Below are 23187 nucleotides of genomic sequence, written 5' to 3'. Positions count from 1 at the left end.
TTTTTAATCTTCTTCCATTTTCTTAGGTTGGTAAGCTAGCATGCCTAAAGCAGTAAAGAAAGCTAGAGTTATAATAAGGAAAATCACTTGATGATGAATATTTCCTGTCATAGAGATTGTTTGTCGTAAGCCTGATACAGAATAACTCATTGGTAACCAAGGATTGACACCTTTGAAGAAATCATTTGTCAAAGCAAGGGGATAGGTCCCTGCACTTGATGCTAACTGTAATAAAAGTAAAATAAGAGAGAAGAAAGCTCCAATACGGCTATTCCAAGTTGTTAAAGCTGTCACCATAGACATGAAAGCTAAACTTGTGATTATAATTAGAATCAAGGTCCTCATCTCATGGTTCGCAGTCAATCCAATAAGATGGACACCTCCATAAACTAAAACACCTGCTAAGACAGCTATAATCCCATTTATTTCAGAACGAGACTTCAACCAAGCCCAACGGCTCTCTGGATGACGTCCAGAAGGCAACTTAGCAAAAATCATATTGGTAGATATAGCAGCAACAAAAAGAGCAACTGATATCATATAAGGAGCCATGGCAATCCCATTCACAGGAACTTGGTCGTTGTCTGTTTTTGAGAGAACTAGAGGTTCAGATAATGTTTCTGCATTTTTAGATTCTGTCGAAGCTGATTTGAGTTGATTATTAGCATTGCCTAATCCTTGTCCTAATGAATCAACTCCTGTTTGTAAATCTTCAAGACTAGAGGTTAAGGTTGTTCCACCATCTGCTAGTTTTCCAGCACCATCTGCAATCTTCATAGCGCCACTTCCTAGTTGAGATGCTGCAGAAAGTAACTGTGTTGATTTATCTGTTAATTGACCAGAGCCAAATTGTAATTTAGTAATACCTGCTATCAGCTCTGGACTCTTATTATTCAATTGAGCAGAACCAGATGACAAACTTTCTATACCTGATACTAATTCTGGAGCTTTTCCAGCTAACGCATCTACTCTAGCTGTCAAGGTTGATGTATTTTCTGTCAACTTACTTGATCCAGAAACTAATTTATCTAGACTAGTTGTTAAACTTGTATTCTTTTCACTTAGTTGATTAGCACCAATAGAAATAGTATCCAGTCCTTTAGTATAGTTTACAACTCCTTTTTCAATTGACTGACTTCCAGGAACTAACTGATTATTTACAGAAGTTTGTAATGTTGTAAATCCATTTGACAAGGTTGTCAAGGAGCTAGATGCTACAGGTAAGAGTTGATTTGCTTTCGTCTGTACATCAGATAGATTAGTTACTTGTTGTTCTGAATTCTCTATACTTTCTTTTAATCCCCCTACTGTTGTTAAAATTGTTTTTGCTGACTCAATAGTAGAATTAGAATTTTTAGAAATAGCTTCTGTCAGTTCTTTCTTTTGTTCCTCTGTAAGAGATTGATAAGTAGCTGTTGATTGGAGGTTAGCAATAGTTTTCTCTTGTTCTGTCTGACTTTTGGTCACAATATCCTGAGCAAGAGTTGTTAGATTTGGCAAAGCTTCTGACAATGTACTTTTCAGCTGAGTATTATCTGATATTGTAAGAGCTTGTAGTGTTTTATTCAGTTCTCCTAGGCTTGTTGCCAATTGCGCTATTTCTTCACTTTGTTGAGATGAGGACTCTAATTGGCTTGAAATTTCTTTAATACCAGTATTTAATTGCTCCATTCCATCTCTTAGTGTATCTGATTGATTGGATAATTGACTTGTTCCGTTAGAAAGTTCTTTCACACTACTTGCATAAGCATTTACACCAACTGAAAATTGATTGAGACCTGTATCCAGTTGTGAAACGCCACCTGTATAGGACTTTATACCTGTATTTAGCTGATTTACACCTGTCACCAACTCAGGAGTTTTTGAAGCTAATTGACCAAGTCCAGTGTCAACTTGTGAGACAGCATTTGTATAACTTTGTAAACCACTATTAAAAGTTCCTAAACCAATATGTAATTGCTCTATAGCAGACACATAGCGAGATAAGCCTTTTGTAAATTGATCCGCTCCATTTGAAAAAGTTACAGTTGAATTAGCTAGAGTATTAAGATTTGTCGTCAATGTTTGACTTCCCGTCACCAACTGATCGGCTCCATTAGCCAATTGTTCACTTCCTTCAGCTGCCTTATTTATTCCAGACTTCAAATCATTCATTTTTTGAAATAAAGCCTTAGTGTACGTTTCAGTAACATTAGTAGAGACGGTTTGTTTTAATTGTGTCATTGCAGAATCACTCATCTTACTTGCAATAAAGCTATGCCCACTTGACGTCTGATAATCAATTTGCATCTGTTCAGGATGATTCGTTAGGATAGAAGTGGCTTTTTCAGATAAGTCACTTGGTAAAGTTACTACCATGTAGTAGTCACCATCTTTTAGCCCTTTTTCCCCTTCCTCTTCATTAACAAAGTGAAAATCTAAAGCCTTATTTTCTTTTAAATTAGACACCATGTCTTCACCAATTCTCATTGTCTGTCCATTATAAGAAGCTTCCTTATCTTTATTGACAACTGCCACAGGTAACTCCGATACTTGACCATATGGATCCCACATGGACGATAAAAATATAATGTTGTATAAAGCTGGAATGAGAGAAATCCCTATCATTACAATGATAAAGGTCGGTTTTTTAAATATTGCTTTCCATTCTTTAAACATGTTTCCTCCTTTTTTACACATATTGTCTAAAATTTTGATATAATAGATTATACATCAAAAAATCTAAATTACAAGGTGAAAAAATATTTTTTTAGACACATAGTCTATTTTTGTTTACAAGAAGGAATTATGAAAGAAAGTAACAAACGTTTAAAAACAAAACGAATTATCGAAAATGCTATGGTTCAATTATTGATGGACCAACCCTTTGATCAAATTTCTACTGTCAAGTTAGCAGAAAAAGCCGGAATTAGTCGTTCCAGCTTTTACACTCACTACAAGGATAAGTATGATATGATTGAACATTACCAAAGTAAGCTATTTCATACCTTTGAGTATATTTTCCAAAAACATGCTCATCATAAAAGAGATGCTATTTTAGAAGTATTTGAATATTTAGAGTCTGAGCCACTCTTGGCTGCACTATTATCTGAAAATGGGACAAAAGAAATCCAAAATTTCTTGAGAAATAAGCTTCATATTATGCTTAGCACTGACCTTCAGAAACGCTTTATGAAATTACAACTCACTCCAATAGAATTAGAATACAGTAGTATTTATCTAACAAATGCCCTATTTGGTGTTTGCCAGACTTGGATTGCTCATGGAAAAAAAGAAAGTCCGCAAGAAATGACAGACTTCCTTATGAAAATGTTAGGTGATGCAAACTAAGAATAAAAAGAACACCAATGGTGTTCTTTTTATCTGACTCCGCCAGTAGGACTCGAACCTACGACATCATGATTAACAGTCATGCGCTACTACCAACTGAGCTATGGCGGATAAAATAGTCCGTACGGGATTCGAACCCGTGTTACCGCCGTGAAAAGGCGGTGTCTTAACCCCTTGACCAACGGACCATCTATCTGTAGCAGATATAACCATTATATCAATTTCTTACTAATTGTCAATCACTTTTTAGATTTTTTCTCTAGAATATCTTTTAGTTTGCGGACTTTTAAACGAGTAATCGGACAACGATGATCTTCATAAAAGACAACTTCTAAATTCTTTCGATCAATCTCTCTCACATTTCCCACATTGACAAGGAAAGATTTATGGGAGCAATAAAATCGCTGGGTATGTTTGTCCTTTTCCTGAATATCTGTCATAGTTCCATAGAATTCTTTTGCAAAATTCTTACCAATAATCCGAAGTTTATGAGAAACTCCTGTGGTTTCGATATACAAAATGTCATGGTAAGGAATTTTCAAATCATTTCCTTTATAGTTGTAATCAAAATAGTCTACAACATCTTCGTTTTCAAGCAGCATGCTCTTAGTGTAAAAAATACTCTGCTCGATGCGTTTTTTGAACAATTCATCATTGATATCTTTATCAACAAAATCTAGGGCTGATACCTGGTATTTGTACGTTAAGGTAGCAAATTCAGATCGACTGGTAATAAAGACAATAATAGCATAAGGATTGTGATGACGGATAAATTGAGCCACTTCAAAGCCTTTTTTCTCGATTCCATGAATATCAATATCTAGGAAATAAAGCTGGTTTACTTCATCATTTTCGATATATTCCTTAAATTCACGAACTTTTCCTGTTGTCTTATATGAAATAGGAATATTCGATTCTTCCGAGATTTCATTTAATATTCTCTCTAGTCTCACTTGATGTTCAATAACATCTTCTAAAATTAATACTTTCATTCGAATTCCCTCTTAAATCTAATAATTTGTCTAAATGTGTTGTCTTCCATCTCTGTTTCTAAGATAATGTTGTCATACTTATCTAAAATCTCTTTGACATTATTAAGTCCTAGACCTCTATTTCTTCCCTTGGTAGAGAAACCTAAGGCAAATAGATCCTCTGAAGGCGTCATAGTGATTTTGCATGAATTCTGGATAACTATAACTGTTTCAAAATCCATTTTAATGACTGCAACTTCCATTTGTTTCAAATAACTATCTGCAGCACCTTCAACAGCATTATTTAATAAAATGCTCATGATACGAACAAGATCAAGTAAATCTATTGACAGTCTAGTAATGATATCCTTTACTTCCAATGTAAACTCTACATCATTTTTTCGTGCATAGACAATCGATTGAGCAATTAAACTTCGTAAAGCAGAGTCTTCTATATTATTTAAATCAAAGTAAGTATATTTTTCTGACCTCAATTTCTGATTTGCTTTTACTAAGACTTCATTGTAAACCCTGTTAATTTCTTGTAAATCTCCACTGTCAATCGCCATTTGCATGCTAACAAGCATCCCTGCATAGTCATGACGAAAACCGCGAATTTCATTATATAACTCCACAATTTCATCAGTATAAGTCTGTAAATGTTTTTGTTCAAATTTCTTTTGTTTTAGAGCAATCTCTTTTTCAATTTGAACCTTGTGAGAATTCATTGCAAAGAAAATCAATAACAAGCAAATAAAAACAATGGTTGATAAAATACTTCCGAAGCTATTTAAATGATGAGTTGTACTTACTATATCTGAAATAAATAATAAGATATGCAAACCAAAGAAAGCAACTATTACTTTTTTTAAAAAAGGGTACAGATAATCTTTATCAAAATATTTAATATCCAGATGAAAATAACGAATTATTATTAGAATAGAAAAATAAGTCATCAACAATACTACTAAAAGAAATGTACTTTTATAGTGTAATACTACTTCATCTCCTGTTATAGAAGATAAGGTTACGGATATAAAAGTATGAGTACTGTGATATAATAAAGACAGTAGTAAACTAATAAAAATAGCTTTGTATTTTTCAGACTTCTTTAACTTTCTTAAATAAAGGTACACAACCAAAGGAAATAAAAATTTAGACAAAGCAAAACTATTAGAAAATACTAGTGTAATAATTTCTTCAAGTATAAAAACTGAGATACATGTGTAACAGAAAAAAACAATTTGTTCTTTTCTATTTATTTTACAAATCCATTCATAACTTTTGCTAATGATGAGAAAATAAAAAATAGCTATCCCTAATCCAAATAAATCCATTACTCTCTACCTTTATTTCATTACTTTCTTCTTGGAAAAATAAGATTACGAATTGTTTCTGAAATTCTCCAATCTCCACCTCGAATCTCCTGCAATTCTGCCTCTGTTACTTCTTTAAATTGTTTCAACTTTACTTTATTTTTCATAATGAAATCTCCTGTATTATTTTTTCTTGTAAGTTAACTTACACACCTATTATACAAAATGAAGACCATGTAAGAAAAAATTCTTCCCAACTGTACATTTTTGCACCTGAAACGCACTTTTTTAAGAAAAAAGCTGGGATAAATCCCAGCTTCGCATCTAAAATTGATCCCAGCAGGATTCGAACCTGCGACCGTTCGCTTAGAAGGCGAATGCTCTATCCAGCTGAGCTATGAGACCTAACATGACCATTCTATCAAAAAACAAGAGCTAAGTCAATCTTCTATTTATGGTAAGGAGAACCCTGCTGAATTGTAAAAGCACGGTAAATTTGTTCAACTAAAACCAATCTCATTAACTGATGTGGTAATGTCAGACGTCCAAAACTGACAGAAAGATTGGCCCTATTTTTTACAACAGGAGCTAGACCCAAACTTCCTCCAATGATAAAAGTAAGCGTTGAGTATCCTTTGATAGAAGCTTGCTCCAGTTGCTTACTAAATTCCTCTGAGGAGAGTGTTTTTCCTTCAATGGCTAGAACAACGACAAAGTCTCTTTCTCCAACCTTAGAAAGAATTCTTTCACCTTCTATTTCCAAGATTTTTTGATTTTCTAATTCACTGGCTTTGTCAGGTGTCTTCTCATCAGTGAGCTCAATCATTTCTAATTTGGCGAAACGTGAAATTCGTTTGGTATATTCAGCAATTCCATCTTTAAGGTATTTTTCTTTTAATTTTCCTACTGTTACAATTTTTATTTTCATTCTTCTATTCTATCATATCCACACTTCATTTCACATCTTATACACACAAAAATCATCAAAAATTACTAGTGAATTCACAGAACAAAGTGAGTTATCCACAACTTGTGTAAAACTTTAAACTTTTAAGTTTGGATTAAGTTAATAGGTTTATAATCTGAGTAAATAAATAACAAACGGAGGCGTTTATGAAACACTTACAAAAATTTTACAAAAAAGGAGTTAAAGTTCTAGTAATCATTCTAATCGGATTTTTAAGTGGTGCCTTAGGAAGTTTCGTAACATTACAACTTTATCAAAAACAAGGAAATCAAGCTACAAATAATAATTCTGGCACTGTCACTCAAACATCCTATAAGAATGAAAATTCAACCACTCAAGCAGTAAATAAAGTTAAGGATGCTGTTGTCTCAATCATTACTTATTCTTCTTCTAGCAGTAGACAAAGTAGTGTATTTAATGCTGACGACACTAATTCTGATTCAGACAATCAACAAATCGCAAGTGAGGGGTCAGGTGTTATCTATAAAAAGGATGATAAAGATGCCTATCTTGTAACTAATACTCACGTTATCAATGGAGCTTCAAAAGTTGATATACGCTTGGCTGATGGTACCAAGGTTCCTGGTGAAATTGTCGGATCTGATACCTTCTCTGATATTGCTGTCGTTAAAATTTCTTCAGAAAAAGTTACAACAGTAGCAGAATTTGGGGATTCAAGTCAACTTAGTGTTGGAGAAACAGCGATTGCTATCGGTAGTCCTCTAGGTTCAGAATATGCTAACACAGTTACACAGGGGATTATTTCAAGCCTTAATCGAAATGTTTCTCTAAAATCTGAAGATGGTCAAGCTATTTCAACAAAAGCCATTCAAACAGATACAGCCATTAACCCTGGTAACTCTGGTGGTCCACTTGTAAACATTCGAGGACAAGTAATTGGGATTACATCAAGTAAAATTGCAAGTAATGGTGGAACATCTGTAGAAGGTCTTGGTTTTGCAATTCCTTCAAACGATGCACAAAATATCATTAAACAGCTTGAAAGTGATGGTAAAGTGACTCGTCCAGCTCTTGGAATTCAAATGGTCAATCTGTCAAATGTTGGAGCTAGTGATCTTAGAAAACTTAACATTCCAAGTGGCCTCACTTCAGGTGTAGTTGTTCGATCTGTTCAAAACAATATGCCAGCAAATGGACATCTTCAAAAATATGATGTCATTACCAAAGTTGACGACAAAGAGATTGCCTCATCAACAGACCTGCAACATGCTCTTTACAATCATGCTATCGGAGATACTATCAAAGTAACCTACTACCGTAACGGTAAAGAAGAAACAACCTCAATTAAACTAGATAAGAATTCTGGTGATTTAGAGTCTTAATTGACATAAGTGTAAAGAAAACTTTACAGAAAGTAAAAGATATGTTAGTGTAGAATCATGGAAAAATTTGAAATGATTTCTATCTCTGAAATACAAAAGAATCCTTACCAACCTCGGAAAGAATTTGATGCAGATAAAATAAAGGAATTAGCTCAATCAATCAAAGGAAATGGGCTCATCCAACCAATCATTGTTCGTCAATCTCCTGTAATTGGTTATGAAATCCTTGCAGGAGAGAGACGATATCGGGCTTCTCTCTTGGCTGGTCTGACTTCTATTCCAGCCGTTGTAAAGCACCTCTCAGATCAGGAAATGATGATCCAGTCAATCATTGAGAATTTGCAGAGAGAAAATTTAAATCCTGTTGAAGAAGCACGCGCCTACGAATCTTTAGTAGAAAAAGGATTTACTCACACTGAGATAGCGGATAAAATGGGGAAATCTCGTCCTTATATCACTAATTTTATTCGTTTACTTTCCCTACCAGAATATATCTTAACTGAAGTAGAAAATGGAAAAATTTCTCAAGCGCATGCACGTTCACTAGTTGGTTTGAATAAGGAGCAGCAAGACTATTTCTTTCAACTAATTAAAAATGAAGACATCTCTGTGAGAAAGTTAGAAGCACTTCTTACAGAGAAAAAACACAAGAAGCAAAAAAAAAGTGATTCTTTCATCAAAGACGAAGAAGATAAATTAAAAAAACTACTCGGTTTAAGTGTAGAAATTAAACTTTCAAAAAAAGATACTGGAAAGATTATTATCTCCTTTTCAAGTCAAGAAGAATACGATAGAATTATTAACAGCCTGAAATAAGGCTGTTCTTTTATTTTCTCAACTCACAAATTTATCCACCAATTTTTTTATCAATAACCCTATTAAATCAAGGATTTTCCTATTTATCCCCAACCTGTGGATAAATACTGCTAACATTGTGGATTCTTTCCCCCAATCTGTGGAAAAATCCTACTATCTATGGTAAAATAAGTCTAGCACTAAACTACTAAAATCATAGTAAAGGAGGAAAATTAGTTGAAAGAAAAGCAATTTTGGAATAGTATTTTAGAATTTGCTCAAGAAAGATTGACACGATCTATGTATGATTTCTATGCTACACCTGCTGAACTCATCAAAGTAGAAGAAAACACAGCTACTATATTTCTACCGAGATCAGAGATGGAAATGGTGTGGGAAAAGCAATTAAAAGATATTATTGTTGCTGCTGGTTTTGAAATTTATGATTCTGAAATCAAACCTCACTATATTTTCACTAAACCTCAGAGTACAGAATCTCCTCAAGTAAATGATACGAATAGTGTCTCTACTTACGATTACACACCTGCACTACCAACGATTCCCTATTCCGAAACAGGGTTAAAAGAAAAATATACCTTTGATAACTTTATTCAAGGTGATGGGAATGTTTGGGCGGTGTCTGCTGCACTAGCTGTATCTGAAGATTTAGCTCTGACTTATAATCCTCTTTTCATCTATGGAGGACCTGGTCTTGGAAAGACTCACTTGCTCAATGCGATTGGAAATGAGATTTTGAAAAATATTCCTGATGCGCGTGTCAAGTACATTCCTGCCGAAAGCTTTATCAATGACTTTCTTGAACACTTGCGACTTGGGGAAATGGAAAAGTTCAAAAAAACTTACCGTAGCCTTGATCTCTTATTGATCGATGATATCCAATCTCTCAGTGGCAAAAAAGTCGCGACCCAGGAAGAATTTTTCAATACCTTCAATGCTCTTCATGATAAGCAGAAACAGATTGTCCTAACCAGTGATCGAAGTCCTAAACACCTAGAAGGACTTGAAGAGAGACTTGTCACACGCTTTAGCTGGGGATTGACGCAAAATATCACTCCTCCTGACTTTGAGACACGTATCGCCATTCTTCAAAGTAAAACAGAGCACTTGGATTACCATTTCCAAAGTGATACTCTGGAATACTTGGCTGGCCAATTTGATTCAAATGTTCGAGAATTGGAAGGAGCAATCAACGATATCACTTTAATTGCCAGAGTGAAGAAGATTAAGGATATTACTATTGATATTGCTGCAGAAGCAATTAGAGCACGTAAGCAAGACGCTCGCCAGATACTTGTTATTCCAATTGAGAAAATCCAAACTGAAGTTGGTAATTTTTATGGAGTGAGTGTTAAAGAAATGAAAGGTACGAGACGAGTTCAAAACATCGTTTTGGCACGTCAGGTTGCCATGTATCTAGCTAGAGAACTGACAGATAACAGTCTTCCGAAAATCGGAAAAGAATTTGGCGGAAAGGATCACACCACCGTTATTCATGCCCATGCTAAAATCAAATCATTGATTGACGAAGACGATAATTTACGTTTAGAAATAGAAGCAATCAAAAAGAAAATTAAGTAGCTTGTGGATAACTTTTCCTTTCTTATCTTTTTTATCCACATCTTTTAAACAAGCTTAGAATCTTAAGTTTACTAAATAGCACCCAGTTTTCCACAGAATTCACACACTCTATTATTACTATTAACTTTTTAATACTAAAAATAAATAAAGGAGAATCCATGATTCATTTTTCAATCAATAAAAATTTATTTCTACAAGCCTTAAATACCACAAAACGAGCAATAAGCTCTAAAAATGCTATTCCAATTTTATCAACAATCAAAATTGACGTTACCAATGGAGGAATTACTTTGATTGGCTCAAACGGTCAAATTTCTATTGAAAATTTCATTTCTCAAAAGAATGAGGATGCTGGTCTCTTGATCACTTCTTTGGGTTCGATTCTTCTAGAAGCTTCTTTCTTTATCAATGTTGTATCTAGTCTTCCAGATGTAACGCTTGATTTTAAAGAGATTGAACAAAAACAAATTGTCTTAACAAGTGGCAAATCAGAAATTACTCTAAAAGGAAAAGATAGCGAACAGTACCCACGAATCCAAGAAATTTCAGCTAGCACACCTTTGGTTCTTGAAACCAAACTACTCAAGAAAATTATCAATGAAACAGCATTTGCTGCAAGTACGCAAGAAAGTCGTCCAATTTTGACTGGCGTCCACTTCGTATTGAGCCAACACAAGGAACTAAAAACAGTTGCGACAGACTCTCATCGCCTTAGCCAGAAGAAATTGACTCTTGAAAAAAATGGAGATGATTTCGATGTGGTGATTCCTAGCCGCTCTCTACGCGAATTTTCAGCTGTATTTACGGATGATATTGAAACTGTGGAGATTTTCTTTGCAAATAATCAAATCCTCTTTAGAAGCGAAAATATTAGCTTCTACACTCGTCTCCTAGAAGGAAACTATCCTGATACAGATCGCTTGATTCCAACAGACTTTAACACTACAATTACTTTTGATGTGGTTAATTTACGTCAATCTATGGAGCGTGCACGTCTCTTATCAAGTGCGACTCAAAATGGTACTGTGAAGCTTGAAATTAAAGGTGGAGTTGTTAGCGCCCATGTTCATTCTCCAGAGGTTGGTAAAGTAAACGAAGAAATCGATACGGAGCAGGTGACCGGGGATGATTTAACTATTAGTTTTAACCCAACTTACTTGATTGATTCCCTCAAGGCTTTAAATAGCGAAAAGGTTACTATTAGCTTTATCTCATCAGTTCGTCCATTTACTCTTGTGCCAGCAGATACTGACGAAGATTTCATGCAGCTTATCACACCAGTTCGTACAAACTAAGAGAAAGAGGTTGAGCCTAGCTCACCTCTTTTATGATATAATCAAAAAAGAAAAGGAGAGTAGTATGTATCAAGTTGGAAATTTTGTTGAGATGAAAAAACCACATGCTTGTATAATTAAGTCAACAGGAAAAAAAGCTAATCGTTGGGAAATCACCCGTGTAGGGGCAGATATCAAAATAAAGTGTAGCAATTGTGACCACCTTGTCATGATGAGTCGCTATGATTTTGAACGAAAAATGAATAAGATTATTGACTAAGAACCCTTAGTTAGAGGGTTAGCAAGTTTTCCCTTTTTGTGTTATAATGTTAGGGATTGAAATGAGAACGGAGAATGAGAAACTATGGCTTTAACAGCAGGTATCGTTGGTTTGCCAAACGTTGGTAAATCAACCCTTTTTAATGCAATTACAAAAGCAGGAGCAGAGGCAGCAAACTACCCATTTGCGACTATTGATCCAAATGTTGGAATGGTAGAAGTTCCAGATGAACGCCTACAAAAACTAACTGAAATGATCACACCTAAAAAGACAGTCCCAACAACCTTTGAATTTACAGATATTGCAGGGATTGTAAAAGGAGCATCAAAAGGAGAAGGTCTAGGAAATAAATTCTTGGCTAATATCCGTGAAGTAGATGCGATTGTTCACGTAGTTCGTGCTTTTGATGATGAAAATGTGATGCGCGAGCAAGGACGTGAAGACGCCTTTGTGGATCCACTTGCAGATATTGATACCATTAACCTAGAATTGATTCTTGCTGACTTAGAATCAGTTAATAAACGCTATGCGCGTGTAGAAAAGATGGCACGTACGCAAAAAGATAAAGAATCAGTAGCAGAATTTAATGTTCTTCAAAAGATTAAACCAGTCCTTGAGGATGGAAAATCAGCTCGCACCATCGAATTTACAGATGAAGAACAAAAAGTTGTCAAAGGTCTCTTCCTTTTGACCACTAAACCAGTTCTTTATGTTGCTAATGTGGATGAGGATGTAGTTTTAGATCCAGATTCTATTGAATATGTGAAGCAAATTCGAGAATTTGCAGCGACAGAAAATGCAGAGGTAGTAGTTATTTCCGCGCGTGCTGAGGAAGAAATTTCTGAGTTAGACGATGAGGATAAGCAAGAGTTTCTTGAAGCACTTGGTTTGACTGAATCAGGCGTTGACAAGTTGACTCGTGCAGCTTATCACTTGCTTGGACTTGGAACTTACTTCACAGCTGGTGAAAAAGAAGTCCGTGCTTGGACCTTTAAGCGAGGGATGAAAGCTCCTCAAGCAGCTGGTATTATCCACTCAGACTTTGAAAAAGGGTTTATTCGTGCAGTAACAATGTCATATGAGGATCTAGTGAAATATGGATCTGAAAAGGCTGTAAAAGAAGCTGGGCGTTTGCGTGAAGAAGGAAAAGAATATATCGTTCAAGATGGCGATATCATGGAATTCCGCTTTAACGTTTAATAATATTTAATAAATAGTGTCAATTAGGTTGGAAAAAAATTCCAACCCTTTTGGCTTTTGAAAGGAAAAATAAATGACCAAATTACTTGTAGGATTGGGAAATCCAGGGGATAAATATTTTGAAACCAAGCACAACGTTGGATTTATGTTGATTGACCAATTGGCCAAAAAACAAAATGTTACCTTTACACATGACAAGATATTTCAAGCTGACCTAGCATCTTTTTTCCTCAATGGAGAAAAAATTTATCTGGTCAAACCAAAAACATTTATGAATGAAAGTGGAAAAGCGGTTCATGCTTTATTGACTTACTATGATTTGGATATTGAAGATTTACTCGTTATTTACGACGACCTTGACATGGAAGTCGGGAAAATTCGTTTAAGAGCAAAGGGATCAGCAGGTGGTCATAATGGTATCAAGTCTATTATTCAACATATTGGAACTCAAGTATTTAACCGTGTTAAAATAGGTATTGGAAGACCTAAAAAAGGCATGTCGGTTGTTAATCATGTTTTAAGTAAGTTTGAACAGGATGACTATGTGGGTATTTTACAGTCGATTGACAAGGTTGACGATGCTGTAAACTACTATTTACAAGAGAAAAACTTTGAGAAAACAATGCAGAGGTATAACGGCTAAATGGTGACTTTATTAGATTTATTCTCAGAAAATGACCAGATAAAAAAATGGCATCAAAATCTGATAGATAAGAAAAGACAACTAATACTTGGTTTATCAACTTCTACCAAGGCTCTTGCAATTGCAAGCAGTCTAGAAAAAGAAAATAAGATTGTGTTACTGACTTCAACTTATGGAGAAGCAGAACGAATTATCAGTGATCTTCTTTCTCTCTTAGGAGAGGAATTTGTCTATCCATTTTTGGTTGATGACTCTCCTATGGTAGAGTTTTTGATGTCTTCGCAAGAAAAAATCATTTCGCGGGTTGAGGCCTTGCGTTTTTTGAGTGATCCGTCTAAGAAAGGGATTTTAGTTTGTAATATCGCAGCGAGTCGGTTAATTTTACCCTCTCCGACTAGATTTAAAGAAAGTACTATAAAAATTGCAGTTGGCGAAGAATATGACCAACACGAGCTACTTCACCGGTTAAAGGAAATTGGATATCGAAAAGTTACTCAAGTACAGACACAAGGTGAGTTTAGTATTCGAGGAGATATTTTAGATATTTTTGAGATGTCTCAGTTAGAACCTTTCCGAATCGAGTTTTTTGGCGATGAAGTAGATGGTATTCGTACTTTTGAAGTCGAAACACAATTATCGAAAGAAAATCAGACAAACCTCACTATCTTTCCAGCTAGCGACATACTTTTGAGAGAAAAAGATTATCAACGAGGACAGTCAGCTTTAGAAAAGCAAATTTCAAAGACTCTATCACCAATTTTAAAATCATATTTGGAAGAGATTTTGTCAAGTTTTCATCAAAAACAAGTACATTCAGATAGTCGAAAGTTTTTGTCCTTATGTTATGATAAAACATGGACTGTATTTGATTATATTGAAAAAGATACACCAGTATTCTTTGATGACTATCAAAAATTGATGAATCAGTATGAAGCCTTTGAAAGAGAATTAGCACAATACTTTACAGAAGATTTACAGAATGGTAAATCATTTTCTGGGATGCAGTATTTTGCAGATACAGAGCAAACCTATAAAAAACAAAGTCCAGTTACCTTTTTCTCCAATCTGCAAAAGGGCTTAGGAAATCTTAAGTTTGATCACATTTATCAATTTAATCAATACCCCATGCAAGAGTTTTTCAATCAATTTTCATTTTTAAAAGAAGAAATTGAGCGATACAAAAAAATGGACTACACTATTATTTTGCAGTCTAGCAATTCAATGGGAAGTAAGACGTTGGAGGATGTTTTAGAGGAATATCAGATCAAATTGGATTCCAGAGATAAGTCAAGTATCTGTAAAGAATCTGTAAACTTGATTGAGGGTAATCTAAGACATGGTTTTCATTTTGTAGATGAAAAAATTCTCTTGATTACTGAACATGAGATTTTTCAAAAGAAATTAAAACGTCGTTTTCGAAGACAACATGCTTCAAACGCAGAGCGATTAAAAGATTATAATGAACTTGAACAAGGGGACTACGTTGTTCACCATATTCATGGAATTGGTCAATATCTAGGGATTGAAACAATTGAAATCAAAGGGATTCACCGTGATTATGTCAGTGTACAGTATCAAAATGGTGACCAAATCTCCATCCCAGTAGAGCAGGTTCAGTTACTGTCCAAATATGTTTCAAGTGATGGGAAACCTCCTAAACTCAATAAATTAAATGACGGTCATTTCAAAAAGGCCAAGCAAAAAGTTAAGAACCAGGTAGAGGATATAGCTGACGATTTAATCAAACTGTATTCTGAGCGTAGTCAGTTGAAGGGGTTTGCTTTCTCAACTGATGATGATGAGCAACATGCTTTTGATGATGCTTTCCCTTACGTTGAAACGGATGATCAACTTCGCAGTATTGAGGAAATCAAGAGAGATATGCAGGATTCTCACCCCATGGATCGACTTTTGGTTGGAGATGTTGGTTTTGGGAAGACTGAAGTAGCAATGCGTGCTGCTTTTAAGGCAGTCAATGATCACAAACAGGTGGTCGTTCTAGTTCCAACGACGGTTTTAGCGCAACAGCACTATACGAATTTTAAGGAACGATTCCAAAATTTTGCTGTTAATATTGATGTGTTGAGTCGCTTTAGAAGTAAAAAAGAGCAGGCAGAAACACTTGAAAAACTAAAGAATGGTCAAGTCGATATTTTGATTGGAACGCATCGTGTTTTGTCAAAAGATGTTGTGTTTTCAGATTTGGGATTGATGATTATTGATGAGGAACAACGATTCGGTGTTAAGCATAAGGAAACTTTGAAAGAACTGAAAAAACAAGTAGATGTTCTAACCTTGACAGCAACGCCAATCCCTCGTACTCTCCACATGTCTATGCTGGGAATCCGAGATTTGTCTGTTATTGAAACTCCTCCAACCAATCGCTATCCTGTTCAAACCTATGTATTAGAGAAGAATGATAGTGTCATTCGTGATGCTGTCTTGCGTGAAATGGAGCGTGGAGGTCAAATTTACTATCTTTACAATAAGGTTGACACGATTGACCAGAAGGTTTCGGAATTACAGGAGTTGATTCCAGAGGCTTCGATTGGGTATGTTCATGGACAAATGAGTGAAATTCAGTTGGAAAATACTCTACTTGATTTCATTGAAGGTCAGTATGATATTTTGGTGACGACTACTATTATTGAGACAGGGGTAGATATTCCAAATGCCAATACCTTATTTATTGAAAATGCAGACCATATGGGTTTGTCAACCTTGTATCAATTAAGAGGAAGAGTCGGTCGTAGTAATCGTATTGCTTATGCCTATCTTATGTATCGTCCAGAAAAATCAATTAGTGAAGTCTCTGAGAAGAGATTAGAAGCGATTAAGGGATTTACAGAATTAGGCTCAGGATTTAAGATTGCGATGCGAGATCTTTCGATTCGTGGAGCAGGAAATCTCCTAGGAAAATCGCAGTCTGGTTTCATTGATTCTGTTGGTTTTGAATTGTATTCACAGTTATTAGAGGAAGCTATTGCTAAACGGAACGGTAATGGGAATAAAAGAATCAAAGGAAATGCTGAGTTGATTTTACAAATTGATGCTTATCTTCCTGATACTTATATTTCTGACCAACGACATAAGATTGAAATTTACAAGAAAATTCGTCAAATTGACAATCGTGTCAACTATGAAGAACTACAAGAAGAGTTGATGGACCGCTTTGGAGAATACCCAGACGTAGTAGCATACCTTTTAGAGATTGGTTTGGTTAAGTCATATTTGGACAAGGTCTTTGTAGAACGTGTGGAAAGAAAAGAAAATAAGATTACAGTTCAATTTGAAAAAGTCACTCAACGACTATTCTTGGCTCAAGATTATTTTAAAGCCTTATCCACAACGAACTTAAAAGCAGCCATAGCTGAGAATAAGGGATTAATGGAAGTTGTATTTGATGTCCGAAACAAGAAGGATTATGAAATTTTAGAAGGTTTGCTGATTTTTGGAGAAAGTTTATTAGAGATAAAAGAATCAAAGGAAGCAAATCCCATTTAACATTTTTCTTCTATAAAAAGGATAAAAATGGTACAATAATAATTTGAGGTAATAAAAATGAGATTAGACAAGTATTTAAAAGTATCACGAATTATTAAGCGTCGCACAGTCGCAAAAGAAGTAGCAGATAAAGGTAGAATCAAGGTAAATGGAATTTTGGCCAAAAGTTCAACGGATTTGAAAGTTGATGACCAAGTTGAAATTCGCTTTGGAAATAAGTTGTTGCTTGTTAAAGTACTAGAAATGAAAGATAGTACAAAAAAAGAAGATGCAGCAGGCATGTATGAAATTCTCAGTGAAACACGGGTAGAAGAAAATGTCTAAAAATATTGTACAGATGAATAATTCTTTTATTCAAAATGAACATCAACGTCGTCGTTACCTGATGAAGGAGAGACAAAAACGAAATCGTTTTATGGGTTGGGTCCTTATTTTGATGATCTTGTTGTTTATTTTACCAACTTATAACTTGGCCCAAAGCTATGATCAGTTACTGCAACGACGTCAGCAATTAACAGAGTTGAAAGAGCAGTACCAAACTCTTAGTGATGAAAAGGATAAGGAATCCGCCTTTGCTGCAAAGTTGAAAGATGAAGACTATGTAGCAAAGTATGCACGCGCCAAGTACTATTACTCAAAGAAACGAGAAGCAATTTACACAATTCCTGATTTGCTTCCGAGGTAATGTCATGGAAAATTTATTGGAAGTTGTTGAGCAATTTCTAAGTTTATCAGATGAAAAATTAGAGGAATTGGCAACTAAAAACCATTTATTACGATTACAAGAAGAAAGGGAAGAGAAGAATGCGTAAGTTCTTAGTAGTTTTATTGCTACCTGCTTTTATCATAACCTCAAGAGTAGTTAGCACAGAAAAACAGCTTCCTTACTCTTCACAAGAAATTTATTATCTAACCGAGTCTGATTATGGATTCTACTATAAAGAAACTCTGGAATCCCCAATGGTATATGGAGAAACAGCTGTCTATGCTAATGAGGATCTTGTCAAGGAGTCTGGTAAATTGACTCCTGGAACCACCTTTAAAATAGTAGAATGGCGTTTGAATAGACAAGGTGTTCCTGTTTTTAAATTAGATAATCACCAGTTTATCCTTGCAGATAAGCGGTTGGTCTATGATCAAAGTCAAGTTCAAACTCAAAATAGACAAGTATGGTTGGAGCAGGGGTTTGTTATCTATAACAGTCCCTATGATGCGAAAGAAATTTCTTCAACCCTCTCTCCCTATCAACGCGTAACGGTGGATAGAGCTCTTTTTGCTGAGGGACAAGAATTTCTTCATATCAATCAAGTTGGGTGGGTATCAAAAGAGTTCACCTCAGAAGAAGACAATCGCATCCAGAAGGTTCAAGAAGTTTTATCAAACAACTATCAGAATGAAAATTATTCTATTTATGTTAAACAACTGAGTACAGGTAAAGAGGCTGGGGTGAATGAAGACAGCAAACTTTATGCAGCTAGCATCTTGAAACTAGCCTACCTTTATTACGCTCAAGATAAGATAAATCAAGGGAAATATACGCTAGAAAGTAGCTTCAAGTATATCTCAGAAGTAAATAGTTTCCCTGGGTCCTATAAACCAGAAGGTAGTGGTAGCTTACCTAAAAAAGAAGATAACAAAGAATACAGTCTTCAACAGTTAATTACCAAGGTAACAAAAGAGTCTGATAATGTTGCTCATAATATTTTAGGTTATTACGTGACCAATCAATCTGACGGGGCTTTCAAAGAAAAAATGTCCACCATTATGGGCGAAGATTGGGATGTGAATGATAAACTAACTTCTTCAAAAATGGCTGGAAAAGTCATGGAAGCTATTTATAATCAGAATGGTTTTGTCTTAGAGTCTCTAGGTAAGACTGATTTTGACAACCAACGAATCGCAAAAGGTGTTTCGGTTAAGGTAGCTCATAAAATTGGAGATGCCGATGAGTTTAAACATGACACTGCCATTGTTTATACGGATTCTCCTTTTGTTCTTTCCATTTTCACCAAAAATTCTGATTATGATACTATTGCTAAGATAGCTAAGGATGTCTATGAGGTTCTAAAATGAGGGACCAGGATTTTTTAAATCATTTTCTCCGAAAAGAGTATTTCAAAAAACATTCGAAAGTCTTATTAGCTCTGTCTGGTGGACTGGATTCAATGTTTTTATTCCAGCTATTGTCTACTTATCAAATTGAGTTAGAAATTGAGTTGATTTTAGCACATGTCAATCACAAGCAGAGAAGGGAATCTGATTGGGAGGAAAATGAACTAAGGAAGTTAGCTGATGCAGCTGAACTTCCTATTTATATCACAAGCTTTTCAGGAGACTTTTCAGAAGCGCGTGCTCGAGAGTTTCGTTATGATTTTTTTAGGAAAATTATGAAAGAGGTTGGAGCGACTGCCTTGGTTACTGCCCACCATGCAGATGATCAGGTTGAAACGATTTTGATGCGCTTGATTCGAGGAAGTCGGTTACGCCATTTAACAGGGATAAAAGAAAGTCAAGTAGTTGATGATATTGAAATCATCCGTCCCTTGTTGCCTTTTCATAAAAAGGATTTTCCACCAATTTTTCATTTCGAAGATCAAACAAATCAGGAAAATACCTATTTTCGCAATCGTATTCGGAATAGGTATTTACCAGAACTTGAAAAAGAAAATCCTCGTCTTAAATCCGCCCTTTTAGATTTAGGAAGGGAAATTTCAGATTACCAGTCAACAATAACGGAACTTTCGAAAAAAATTGATGTGGAAGATTTGAATGAGCTATTTTCATACTCTCAACAAACTCAAGGAATCTTGCTCCAAAACTATCTTAATCAATTTCCAGACTTAAATCTGACGAAGGCTCAGTTTGATGAAGTTCGACAGATTTTAACAACGAAAAGCCAGTATCGTCATTCTCTTAAAAATGGCTACGAATTGATAAAAGAGTATCAGAATTTTCGAGTTTGTAAAATCAGTCCTCAGGCCGATGAAAAGGAAGATGAACTTGTGTTACACTATCAAAATCAAGTTCGATATAAGGGCTATTTATTTTCCTTTGGCATCCCTATTGAAGGGGATTTTGTTCAAAAAGTAACGGTTTCACGGGAAACATCTGTACATATTAGATGTCGAAAACCTGGCGACGTTATTACCCTAAATGGTCATCGAAAGAAACTGAGACGCTTATTTATAGATTTGAAAATCCCTATTGAAAAACGAAAAACAACCCCTATTATTGAGCAATTTGGAGAAATTGTCTCAATTTTAGGAATTGCGACCAGTGATTTGAGTAAAAACACGAAAAATGATATAATGAACACTGTGATTTATATAGAAAAAATAGATAGGTAAAAAGATGTTAGAACACGATATTAAAAAAATCCTCGTTTCACATGATGAAATTACAGAAGCAGCTAAAAAGCTAGGTGCGCAACTAACAAAAGAATATGAGGGGAAAAATCCAATTCTTATTGGAATTTTGAAAGGATCGATTCCTTTTATGGCTGAATTGGTCAAACATATTGATACGCATATCGAGATGGACTTCATGATGGTATCTAGTTACCATGGTGGAACAGCAAGTAGTGGTGTCATCAATATCAAGCAAGACGTGACTCAAGATATCAAAGGAAGACATGTTTTATTTGTAGAGGATATCATCGATACAGGTCAAACTTTGAAGAATTTGAGAGATATGTTTATTGCAAGAGAAGCAGCTTCTGTTAAAATCGCGACTTTGTTGGACAAACCAGAGGGACGTGTTGTTGAAATTGAAGCGGATTATACTTGTTTTACTATTCCAAATGAGTTTGTAGTAGGTTATGGTTTGGACTATAAAGAAAATTATCGTAACCTTCCTTATGTCGGAGTATTGAAAGAAGAAGTTTATTCAAATTAGAAAGATTTATCTTTAATGAAAAAACAAAATAATGGTTTAGTTAGAAATCCATTTCTATACTTGTTAATTATCTTCTTCCTAGTGACAGGATTCCAGTATTTTTACTCTGGAAATACTGCTGGACGAAGCGAAAAAATTAACTATACAGAACTGGTAAAAGAAATTACTGCAGACAATGTAAAAGAATTAACCTATCAGCCAAATGGTAGCATCATTGAAGTGTCTGGTGTTTATAAAAATCCTAAGACTAGTAAAGAAGAAACGGGAATTCAATTTTTCACTCCTACAGCTACAACAGTAGAAAGATTCTCAAGTACTATTCTTCCGTCTGATTCAACAGTTTCAGAATTGCAAAAACTTGCTTCTGAACATCAGGCAGAAGTAACAGTCAAACATGAGAGTTCAAGCGGTATGTGGATCAATATCCTTGTCTCTGTTGTGCCATTTGCTATTCTTTTCTTCTTCTTATTCTCTATGATGGGAAATATGGGAGGAAATAGTGGCCGAAATCCAATGAGTTTTGGACGTAGCAAGGCCAAAGCTGCTAACAAAGAAGATATCAAGGTACGATTTTCAGATGTTGCAGGTGCCGAGGAAGAAAAACAAGAATTAGTTGAAGTTGTTGAATTCCTAAAAGATCCAAAACGATTTACCAAACTTGGTGCGCGTATTCCTGCGGGTGTTCTTTTAGAGGGACCTCCGGGAACAGGTAAGACCTTACTTGCTAAGGCGGTTGCTGGAGAAGCAGGAGTTCCATTCTTTAGCATCTCAGGATCGGACTTTGTAGAAATGTTTGTCGGAGTTGGGGCTAGCCGAGTTCGTTCACTTTTTGAGGATGCAAAAAAAGCAGCGCCAGCCATCATCTTTATCGATGAAATTGATGCCGTTGGTCGCCAACGTGGTGTCGGTCTTGGTGGAGGTAATGATGAACGTGAACAAACCTTGAACCAACTCTTGATTGAGATGGATGGTTTTGAGGGAAATGAAGGAATTATTGTTATCGCTGCGACGAACCGTTCAGATGTTCTAGATCCAGCTCTTCTCCGTCCAGGACGTTTTGATAGAAAAGTCTTAGTTGGTCGCCCTGATGTTAAAGGTCGTGAAGCAATCTTGAAAGTTCACGCTAAAAATAAACCTCTGGCAGACGATGTTGATTTGAAACTAGTTGCCCAACAAACCCCAGGTTTTGTGGGAGCTGACTTAGAAAATGTTCTAAACGAAGCAGCCTTAGTTGCTGCTCGTCGCAACAAATCAATCATTGATGCTTCAGATATTGATGAGGCAGAGGACAGAGTGATTGCTGGACCATCTAAGAAAGATAAAACAGTATCACAAAGAGAACGTGAATTGGTTGCCTACCACGAGGCTGGACATACCATTGTTGGTTTAGTCTTGTCAAATGCCCGTGTTGTTCATAAAGTTACCATTGTACCACGTGGACGTGCAGGTGGTTACATGATTGCGCTTCCGAAAGAGGATCAAATGCTTCTTTCTAAAGAAGATATGAAAGAACAATTAGCAGGTTTGATGGGTGGTCGTGTAGCTGAAGAGATTATCTTTAATGTCCAAACGACAGGAGCTTCAAATGACTTTGAACAAGCTACACAGATGGCGCGTGCAATGGTTACAGAGTACGGTATGAGTGAAAAACTTGGCCCAGTTCAATACGAAGGTAATCATGCTATGTTTGGTGCACAAAGTCCTCAAAAATCAATTTCAGAGCAAACAGCCTATGAGATTGATGAGGAAGTTCGTTCATTATTAAATGAGGCACGAAACAAAGCTGCTGAAATTATCCAATCAAATCGTGAAACCCACAAACTGATTGCAGAAGCATTGTTGAAATACGAAACATTGGATAGTACTCAAATTAAATCTCTTTACGAGACAGGAAAAATGCCTGAGACCATAGAAGAGGAATCCCATGCACTATCTTATGATGAAGTAAAATCAAAAATGAGTGAAGAAAAATAAATTTAGAGAGGTTCAACCTCTCTTTTTATGTTCTAATGTGATGGCTACCGAGCGGATGCCTTGATAGTCGATCCTCCTCGTACAGGCTTAGATGATA

General features: G+C 35.5%; 21 protein-coding genes and 3 tRNA genes. 16 read left to right on the top strand and 8 right to left on the bottom strand.

All coding sequences use genetic code 11. The features are described 5' to 3' along the window. Positions 1-3: 3 nt before the first annotated feature. Positions 4-2658: a YhgE/Pip domain-containing protein gene (locus tag Q4A91_RS03970; RefSeq protein WP_303207540.1), complete on the bottom strand. Its 2655-nt coding sequence runs from the start codon at positions 2656-2658 to the stop codon at positions 4-6. A 129-nt stretch (positions 2659-2787) separates the two neighbouring features. On the opposite strand from Q4A91_RS03970, the gene Q4A91_RS03965 reads away from it, so the two are divergent. Continuing rightward, complete coding sequence (locus Q4A91_RS03965; RefSeq protein WP_303207538.1) at positions 2788-3330, top strand: TetR/AcrR family transcriptional regulator; 543 nt, start codon at positions 2788-2790, stop codon at positions 3328-3330. A gap of 37 nt (positions 3331-3367) precedes the next feature. On the opposite strand, the gene Q4A91_RS03960 is transcribed toward Q4A91_RS03965, so the two are convergent. The 7 genes from Q4A91_RS03960 to rlmH form a co-directional block, all read right to left on the bottom strand. Continuing rightward, positions 3368-3441, bottom strand: a tRNA-Asn gene (locus tag Q4A91_RS03960). Positions 3442-3446: 5 nt separating this feature from the next. Beyond that, a tRNA-Glu gene (locus Q4A91_RS03955) sits at positions 3447-3518 on the bottom strand. A gap of 51 nt (positions 3519-3569) precedes the next feature. Then, positions 3570-4322 (bottom strand): competence system response regulator transcription factor ComE, encoded by a 753-nt coding sequence (gene comE, locus Q4A91_RS03950; RefSeq protein ID WP_000866079.1) that lies wholly within the window; start codon positions 4320-4322, stop codon positions 3570-3572. Next, the gene (gene comD, locus Q4A91_RS03945) at positions 4319-5638 is read right to left on the bottom strand and encodes a competence system sensor histidine kinase ComD (RefSeq protein WP_049490808.1); all 1320 of its coding nucleotides are present in this window, start codon (positions 5636-5638) and stop codon (positions 4319-4321) included. Before comD ends, comE begins: the two co-directional genes overlap by 4 nt. Before the next feature lie 20 nt (positions 5639-5658). Next, complete coding sequence (gene comC, locus Q4A91_RS03940; RefSeq protein ID WP_303207537.1) at positions 5659-5784, bottom strand: competence-stimulating peptide ComC; 126 nt, start codon at positions 5782-5784, stop codon at positions 5659-5661. Positions 5785-5948: 164 nt separating this feature from the next. Further along, positions 5949-6022, bottom strand: a tRNA-Arg gene (locus Q4A91_RS03935). Between the two features lie 43 nt (positions 6023-6065). Then, on the bottom strand, positions 6066-6545 hold the full coding sequence (gene rlmH, locus Q4A91_RS03930) for a 23S rRNA (pseudouridine(1915)-N(3))-methyltransferase RlmH (RefSeq protein ID WP_303207536.1): 480 nt from the start codon (positions 6543-6545) through the stop codon (positions 6066-6068). Positions 6546-6730: 185 nt separating this feature from the next. Here rlmH and Q4A91_RS03925 point away from each other — a divergent pair, with 185 nt between their 5' ends. From Q4A91_RS03925 to ftsH, 15 genes are all read left to right on the top strand, one after another. Next, positions 6731-7927, top strand: coding sequence for a S1C family serine protease (locus Q4A91_RS03925; RefSeq protein ID WP_303207534.1), 1197 nt, complete (start codon positions 6731-6733; stop codon positions 7925-7927). A gap of 57 nt (positions 7928-7984) precedes the next feature. Next, positions 7985-8743, top strand: coding sequence for a ParB/RepB/Spo0J family partition protein (locus tag Q4A91_RS03920; protein ID WP_303207532.1), 759 nt, complete (start codon positions 7985-7987; stop codon positions 8741-8743). A 216-nt stretch (positions 8744-8959) separates the two neighbouring features. After that, positions 8960-10321 (top strand): chromosomal replication initiator protein DnaA, encoded by a 1362-nt coding sequence (gene dnaA / locus Q4A91_RS03915; protein WP_303207530.1) that lies wholly within the window; start codon positions 8960-8962, stop codon positions 10319-10321. Positions 10322-10479: 158 nt separating this feature from the next. After that, a complete protein-coding gene (dnaN, locus tag Q4A91_RS03910) occupies positions 10480-11616 on the top strand; it encodes a DNA polymerase III subunit beta (protein ID WP_303207528.1) in 1137 nt (378 codons plus the stop codon). A 64-nt stretch (positions 11617-11680) separates the two neighbouring features. Continuing rightward, complete coding sequence (locus Q4A91_RS03905; RefSeq protein WP_000285178.1) at positions 11681-11875, top strand: DUF951 domain-containing protein; 195 nt, start codon at positions 11681-11683, stop codon at positions 11873-11875. Positions 11876-11959: 84 nt separating this feature from the next. Next, positions 11960-13075, top strand: coding sequence for a redox-regulated ATPase YchF (gene ychF / locus Q4A91_RS03900; RefSeq protein WP_303207526.1), 1116 nt, complete (start codon positions 11960-11962; stop codon positions 13073-13075). 73 nt (positions 13076-13148) lie between these two features. After that, a complete protein-coding gene (gene pth, locus Q4A91_RS03895) occupies positions 13149-13718 on the top strand; it encodes an aminoacyl-tRNA hydrolase (RefSeq protein WP_303207524.1) in 570 nt (189 codons plus the stop codon). Then, positions 13719-17222 (top strand): transcription-repair coupling factor, encoded by a 3504-nt coding sequence (gene mfd / locus Q4A91_RS03890; protein ID WP_303207521.1) that lies wholly within the window; start codon positions 13719-13721, stop codon positions 17220-17222. It begins immediately after the preceding gene. Positions 17223-17279: 57 nt separating this feature from the next. Next, the gene (locus Q4A91_RS03885) at positions 17280-17546 is read left to right on the top strand and encodes an RNA-binding S4 domain-containing protein (protein ID WP_001234975.1); all 267 of its coding nucleotides are present in this window, start codon (positions 17280-17282) and stop codon (positions 17544-17546) included. Further along, positions 17539-17907: a septum formation initiator family protein gene (locus tag Q4A91_RS03880; protein WP_000041922.1), complete on the top strand. Its 369-nt coding sequence runs from the start codon at positions 17539-17541 to the stop codon at positions 17905-17907. The genes Q4A91_RS03885 and Q4A91_RS03880 overlap by 8 nt, the downstream gene beginning before the upstream one ends. 4 nt (positions 17908-17911) lie before the next feature. Beyond that, positions 17912-18034: an SP_0009 family protein gene (locus Q4A91_RS03875; RefSeq protein ID WP_000429344.1), complete on the top strand. Its 123-nt coding sequence runs from the start codon at positions 17912-17914 to the stop codon at positions 18032-18034. Then, positions 18027-19295, top strand: a complete 1269-nt coding sequence (locus Q4A91_RS03870) for a serine hydrolase (RefSeq protein WP_303207517.1) — start codon at positions 18027-18029, stop codon at positions 19293-19295. The genes Q4A91_RS03875 and Q4A91_RS03870 overlap by 8 nt, the downstream gene beginning before the upstream one ends. Then, positions 19292-20569, top strand: a complete 1278-nt coding sequence (gene tilS, locus Q4A91_RS03865) for a tRNA lysidine(34) synthetase TilS (RefSeq protein WP_303207515.1) — start codon at positions 19292-19294, stop codon at positions 20567-20569. Before Q4A91_RS03870 ends, tilS begins: the two co-directional genes overlap by 4 nt. 4 nt (positions 20570-20573) lie before the next feature. After that, positions 20574-21116 (top strand): hypoxanthine phosphoribosyltransferase, encoded by a 543-nt coding sequence (hpt, locus tag Q4A91_RS03860; protein ID WP_000889402.1) that lies wholly within the window; start codon positions 20574-20576, stop codon positions 21114-21116. Positions 21117-21131: 15 nt separating this feature from the next. Then, a complete protein-coding gene (gene ftsH, locus Q4A91_RS03855; protein WP_303207513.1) occupies positions 21132-23090 on the top strand; it encodes an ATP-dependent zinc metalloprotease FtsH in 1959 nt (652 codons plus the stop codon). Positions 23091-23187 lie beyond the last annotated feature (97 nt).

This window comes from Streptococcus sp. (genome assembly GCF_030528045.1).
Lineage (GTDB): Bacteria > Bacillota > Bacilli > Lactobacillales > Streptococcaceae > Streptococcus.
Note: the sequence above shows the minus strand (reverse complement) of the source record. Positions and strands in the feature narration are given on the sequence as shown.

Excerpts from the sequence above, each read along its gene's own strand:
- Q4A91_RS03885 (WP_001234975.1), top strand. The coding sequence starts at position 17,280 with ATGAGATTAGACAAGTATTTAAAAGTATCACGAATTATTAAGCGTCGC.
- pth (WP_303207524.1), top strand. The coding sequence starts at position 13,149 with ATGACCAAATTACTTGTAGGATTGGGAAATCCAGGGGATAAATATTTT.
- Q4A91_RS03875 (WP_000429344.1), top strand. The coding sequence starts at position 17,912 with ATGGAAAATTTATTGGAAGTTGTTGAGCAATTTCTAAGTTTATCAGAT.
- comD (WP_049490808.1), bottom strand. The coding sequence starts at position 5,638 with ATGGATTTATTTGGATTAGGGATAGCTATTTTTTATTTTCTCATCATT.
- Q4A91_RS03925 (WP_303207534.1), top strand. The coding sequence starts at position 6,731 with ATGAAACACTTACAAAAATTTTACAAAAAAGGAGTTAAAGTTCTAGTA.
- comC (WP_303207537.1), bottom strand. The coding sequence starts at position 5,784 with ATGAAAAATAAAGTAAAGTTGAAACAATTTAAAGAAGTAACAGAGGCA.
- tilS (WP_303207515.1), top strand. The coding sequence starts at position 19,292 with ATGAGGGACCAGGATTTTTTAAATCATTTTCTCCGAAAAGAGTATTTC.
- rlmH (WP_303207536.1), bottom strand. The coding sequence starts at position 6,545 with ATGAAAATAAAAATTGTAACAGTAGGAAAATTAAAAGAAAAATACCTT.
- hpt (WP_000889402.1), top strand. The coding sequence starts at position 20,574 with ATGTTAGAACACGATATTAAAAAAATCCTCGTTTCACATGATGAAATT.
- Q4A91_RS03965 (WP_303207538.1), top strand. The coding sequence starts at position 2,788 with ATGAAAGAAAGTAACAAACGTTTAAAAACAAAACGAATTATCGAAAAT.
- ftsH (WP_303207513.1), top strand. The coding sequence starts at position 21,132 with ATGAAAAAACAAAATAATGGTTTAGTTAGAAATCCATTTCTATACTTG.
- Q4A91_RS03880 (WP_000041922.1), top strand. The coding sequence starts at position 17,539 with ATGTCTAAAAATATTGTACAGATGAATAATTCTTTTATTCAAAATGAA.
- Q4A91_RS03905 (WP_000285178.1), top strand. The coding sequence starts at position 11,681 with ATGTATCAAGTTGGAAATTTTGTTGAGATGAAAAAACCACATGCTTGT.
- ychF (WP_303207526.1), top strand. The coding sequence starts at position 11,960 with ATGGCTTTAACAGCAGGTATCGTTGGTTTGCCAAACGTTGGTAAATCA.
- mfd (WP_303207521.1), top strand. The coding sequence starts at position 13,719 with ATGGTGACTTTATTAGATTTATTCTCAGAAAATGACCAGATAAAAAAA.
- Q4A91_RS03920 (WP_303207532.1), top strand. The coding sequence starts at position 7,985 with ATGGAAAAATTTGAAATGATTTCTATCTCTGAAATACAAAAGAATCCT.
- Q4A91_RS03870 (WP_303207517.1), top strand. The coding sequence starts at position 18,027 with ATGCGTAAGTTCTTAGTAGTTTTATTGCTACCTGCTTTTATCATAACC.
- dnaN (WP_303207528.1), top strand. The coding sequence starts at position 10,480 with ATGATTCATTTTTCAATCAATAAAAATTTATTTCTACAAGCCTTAAAT.
- comE (WP_000866079.1), bottom strand. The coding sequence starts at position 4,322 with ATGAAAGTATTAATTTTAGAAGATGTTATTGAACATCAAGTGAGACTA.
- Q4A91_RS03970 (WP_303207540.1), bottom strand. The coding sequence starts at position 2,658 with ATGTTTAAAGAATGGAAAGCAATATTTAAAAAACCGACCTTTATCATT.